Origin of the sequence: Streptomyces sp. NRRL B-24572, from assembly GCF_002156145.1 — a bacterium.
Taxonomy (GTDB): Bacteria; Actinomycetota; Actinomycetes; order Streptomycetales; family Streptomycetaceae; genus Streptomyces; species Streptomyces vietnamensis.
This window is the reverse complement of sequence record NZ_MWIG01000572.1, coordinates 1-3660: the sequence shown is the minus strand read 5'-3', so window position 1 is coordinate 3660 and position 3660 is coordinate 1. Positions and strand designations below refer to the sequence as shown.

The 3660-nt window shown below is 71.8% G+C and carries 4 protein-coding genes; all 4 read right to left on the bottom strand.

Annotated features, from left to right (window positions below; genetic code table 11):
• On the bottom strand, positions 1-755 hold a 755-nt coding region (locus CCN56_RS30270; protein ID WP_086831128.1), incomplete at its 3' end, for an ABC transporter ATP-binding protein.
• Positions 752-1756: an ABC transporter ATP-binding protein gene (locus tag CCN56_RS30265; RefSeq protein ID WP_086831127.1), complete on the bottom strand. Its 1005-nt coding sequence runs from the start codon at positions 1754-1756 to the stop codon at positions 752-754. The genes CCN56_RS30265 and CCN56_RS30270, both read right to left, overlap by 4 nt.
• Positions 1756-2742: an ABC transporter permease gene (locus CCN56_RS30260; protein WP_086831126.1), complete on the bottom strand. Its 987-nt coding sequence runs from the start codon at positions 2740-2742 to the stop codon at positions 1756-1758. Before CCN56_RS30260 ends, CCN56_RS30265 begins: the two co-directional genes overlap by 1 nt.
• A partial coding sequence (locus CCN56_RS30255; protein WP_107484248.1) for an ABC transporter permease occupies positions 2739-3660 on the bottom strand: 922 nt, incomplete at its 5' end. The genes CCN56_RS30260 and CCN56_RS30255, both read right to left, overlap by 4 nt.

Here is a 3660-nt window from a genome sequence, read left to right as displayed (position 1 = left end):
CCGTACACGCGTTCCTTGTCCCCGATCTCCACGATCCGGCCGAGGTACATCACGGCGACCCGGTCGCAGACCCGCTTGACGACGGACAGGTCGTGGGCGATGAAGAGGTAGGCGAGGCCGAGTTCGCGCTGGAGGCGCTCCATCAGGTTGACGATCTGGGCCTGCACCGAGACGTCGAGGGCGGAGACCGGCTCGTCGGCGATCACGAGCCGGGGGCCGGTGGCCAGGGCGCGGGCGATGCCGATGCGCTGCGCCTGGCCGCCGGAGAACTCGTGCGGGTAGCGGTCGAGGTGTTCCGGGATGAGGCCGACCAGTTCCATCAGCTCCGCGGCCCGCGCGCGGGCCGCGGCCGCCGAACTCCCGTGCACCAGCAGGGGGTCGGAGATGATCCGGGCCACGGTCTGGCGGGGGTTGAGGGAGGAGTGCGGGTCCTGGAACACCATCTGGAGGTCCTTGCGGAGCGGCTTCAGCTCGCGCTGCGAGAGATGGCCGATGTCGCGGCCGTCGTACACGACGGACCCCGCGGACGGCTCCAGGAGGCGGACGATCGTGCGCCCGGTGGTGGACTTGCCGCAGCCGGACTCGCCCACCAGGCCGAGCGTCTCGCCGGCCGCGATGTCGAAGCTGACGCCGTCGACGGCCCGGACCGGGGCGGCGCGCCGCCTGCCGGGGAAGGTCGTCGTCAACTCACTTACGGAGAGGAGCGGTTCGGCCTTGGTGAGGAGCTCGGTCTTCGTGGACGGGTCGGTCTTCATGAGGCGACGCCTTCGTGTGCGGGGAAGTGGCAGGCTGCGGGATGTCCGTCCGGGCCGCCGAGCGCGGGGCGCTCGGTCTCGCAGCGGGCGCGCTCGTCCTCCGTGGCCGCGGCCGCCCGTGGACAGCGCGGGGCGAACACGCAGCCCGAAGCGGGGACGAGCAGGGACGGCGGGCTGCCGGGGATCGCCCGCAGCGGGAGGTCGTCCCGGTCGTCGAGGCGCGGCAGGGAGTCGAGCAGCCCGCGGGTGTACGGGTGGGCCGGCGCGGCGAACAGGGCGTCCACCGGGGCCTGTTCGGCCGCGCGGCCGCCGTACATCACCAGGACGTCGTGGGCCACCCGGGCGACGACCCCCAGATCGTGGGTGATCATGACGACGGCGAGCCCGCGTTCCTCCTGGATCCGGGCGATCAGTTCCAGGATCTGGGCCTGGACGGTGACGTCCAGGGCGGTGGTGGGCTCGTCGGCGATGAGGAGTTCCGGTTCGCAGGCGAGTGCCATGGCGATCATCACGCGCTGGCGCATGCCGCCGGAGAACTGGTGCGGGTACTCGCCGGCCCGGCGTCGCGGCTCGGGGATGCCGACCTCGGCGATCGCCTCGACGGCCCGCTCACGGGCGGCCCTGCGGCCACTGCCGTAGTGCACCCGGTGGTGCTCCGCGATCTGCTCCCCGACGGTGTAGTACGGGTGGAGGCTGGAGAGCGGGTCCTGGAAGATCATCGCCATCCTCCGGCCGCGCAGCCGGTTCAGCTCGCGCTCGGACAGCCCGACGAGTTCCCGGCCGGCCAGCGTGACGGAGCCGGTGATGCCGGCGCCGGTGTGCAGGCCCATGACGGCGAGCGAGGTCACGGACTTCCCGGAACCGGACTCGCCGACGATGCCGAGGGTGCGGCCGGGCAGGACGTCGAAGGAGAGGGAGTCCACGGCCCGGACGGGGCCGCGCGGGGTCGGGAAGGTGACGGTCAGGTCCCGGACCGAGAGCAGCGGTGGGGTGTCGGCCATCAGTACCTCACTCGCGGGTCGACGACGGCGTACAGCAGGTCGACGGCCAGGTTGGCGACGACGATGAAGGTGGCGGCGAGCAGGGTGACGCCGAGGATGACCGGCTGGTCGCCGGCGGACAGGGCACCGTAGAAGAGCCGTCCGATGCCGGGGAGTCCGAAGATGGACTCGGTGATGACCGCGCCGGCGAGGAGACCGCCGAGGTCCATGCCGAAGATGGTGAGGATCGGTGTCATCCCGGCGCGCAGCCCGTGTTTGACGACGACCGTGCGACGGGGGAGGCCCTTGGCCCGGGCGGTGCGGATGTACGGCTCCGCCATGGTCTCGATCATCGAGCTGCGGCTCTGGCGCGCGTACATCGCCGCGTACAGGATCGCGAGCGCGAGCCAGGGCAGCAGCAGGTTCGACGCCCAGCCGAGCGGGTCGGATCCGAAGGGGGTGTACTGCGGGTAGGGGAGCAGCCCGGCCGTCCGGATCACCCCGTAGATCAGCATGACCGAGGTGAAGTAGACGGGCAGCGAGGCGGCGGCGACCGCGCCGACCATGAGGACGCGGTCGGTCAGGGTGTCCTTGCGCAGCGCCGCCGCGACGCCCGCGGAGAGCCCGAGGAGCAGCCAGATCGCGGCGGCCCCGACGGCGAGCGAGACGGAGACGGGGAACCGGTCGACGAGCAGGTCCCAGACGGGCTGGCTGTTCTCGTACGAGTAGCCGAGGCAGGGGAAGTCGCAGCGCAGGGCGTACTGGCCGCTGCCCATGGTGCGGCCGGTGAAGATGCCGCTGACGAAGTCGGCGAACTGACGCCACAGCGGCTGGTCCAGGCCCATGTGGGCGCGGATCGCCTCCAGGCGTTCGGCGCTGCACGACTTGCCGCAGGCCGCGGCGGCGGGGTCGGAGGGCAGGACGTAGAAGATGGTGAAGGTGACGGCGGCGATGGCGAGGAGCACGCCGGCGATGCCGAGCAGCCGACGGCCGAGGTAGAGGATCACGAGCGGCTTCCCCTCGGGTCGAGGATGTCGCGCAGCGCGTCGCCGAGCAGGGTGAACGCGAGCACCGTGAGGAAGAGGCAGAGGCTCGGAACGAGGAAGTACATGGGATCCGTGTCGTAGAAGGCGACGCTCTCGGCGATCATCTGGCCCCACGACGGGGTGGGCGGACGGACGCCGACGCCGAGATAGCTGAGGGCCGCCTCGGTGGCGATCATCCCGGGGATGATCAGGGTGGTGTAGGCGATGACCGGCCCGGCGACGCCCGGGAGGATGTCCCGGCTCAGGATCCGCCAGGGGCCGGAGCCGCCGACGCGGGCGGCGTCGACGTACTCGCGGTGCTTGAGCGAGAGGGTCTGGCCGCGGACCACGCGGGCGATGCCGGGCCAGCCGAAGAGGCCGATGACCAGGGTCATGAGCACGATCCGGTTGACGTCCCGGGCCACCGACATCATGGCGATCATGAAGATGAGGGAGGGGAAGGACATGGTGAGGTCCATCAGCCGGGAGAGCACGGTGTCGGTGCGGCCGCCGAAGTAGCCGGCCGTGATTCCGGCCGCCGTCCCGGCGACGACGACGATGGCCGTCGCGGTGAAGGCGATGAGCAGGGAGACCTGGGCGCCGTGCACGACCCGGGCGAACAGGTCGCGGCCGGTGACGGGTTCGACCCCGAGCCAGTGCTCGGCCGAGACGCCGCCGAGCGGGCCGACCGGCAGACCGCCGAGATACGGATCGACGGCGCTCTTGTCGAACTCCTCGGGCGCCCAGCCGCCCAGCGTGCTGAGCAGCGGGGCGGCCACGGCCATGATCAGGAAGATCGCGACCACGACGAGGGAGACCTTCACGGAGGGGCGACGGCGCAGTTCCTCGCGGGCGAGCTGCCAGGGACCGCGGCCCGCGCGGGTGGAGGGGGAGGTGGTG

What these genes read in the sequence shown, in the direction of transcription:
- CCN56_RS30265 (WP_086831127.1), bottom strand. Translation starts at nt 1,756, where the DNA reads ATGGCCGACACCCCACCGCTGCTCTCGGTCCGGGACCTGACCGTCACC.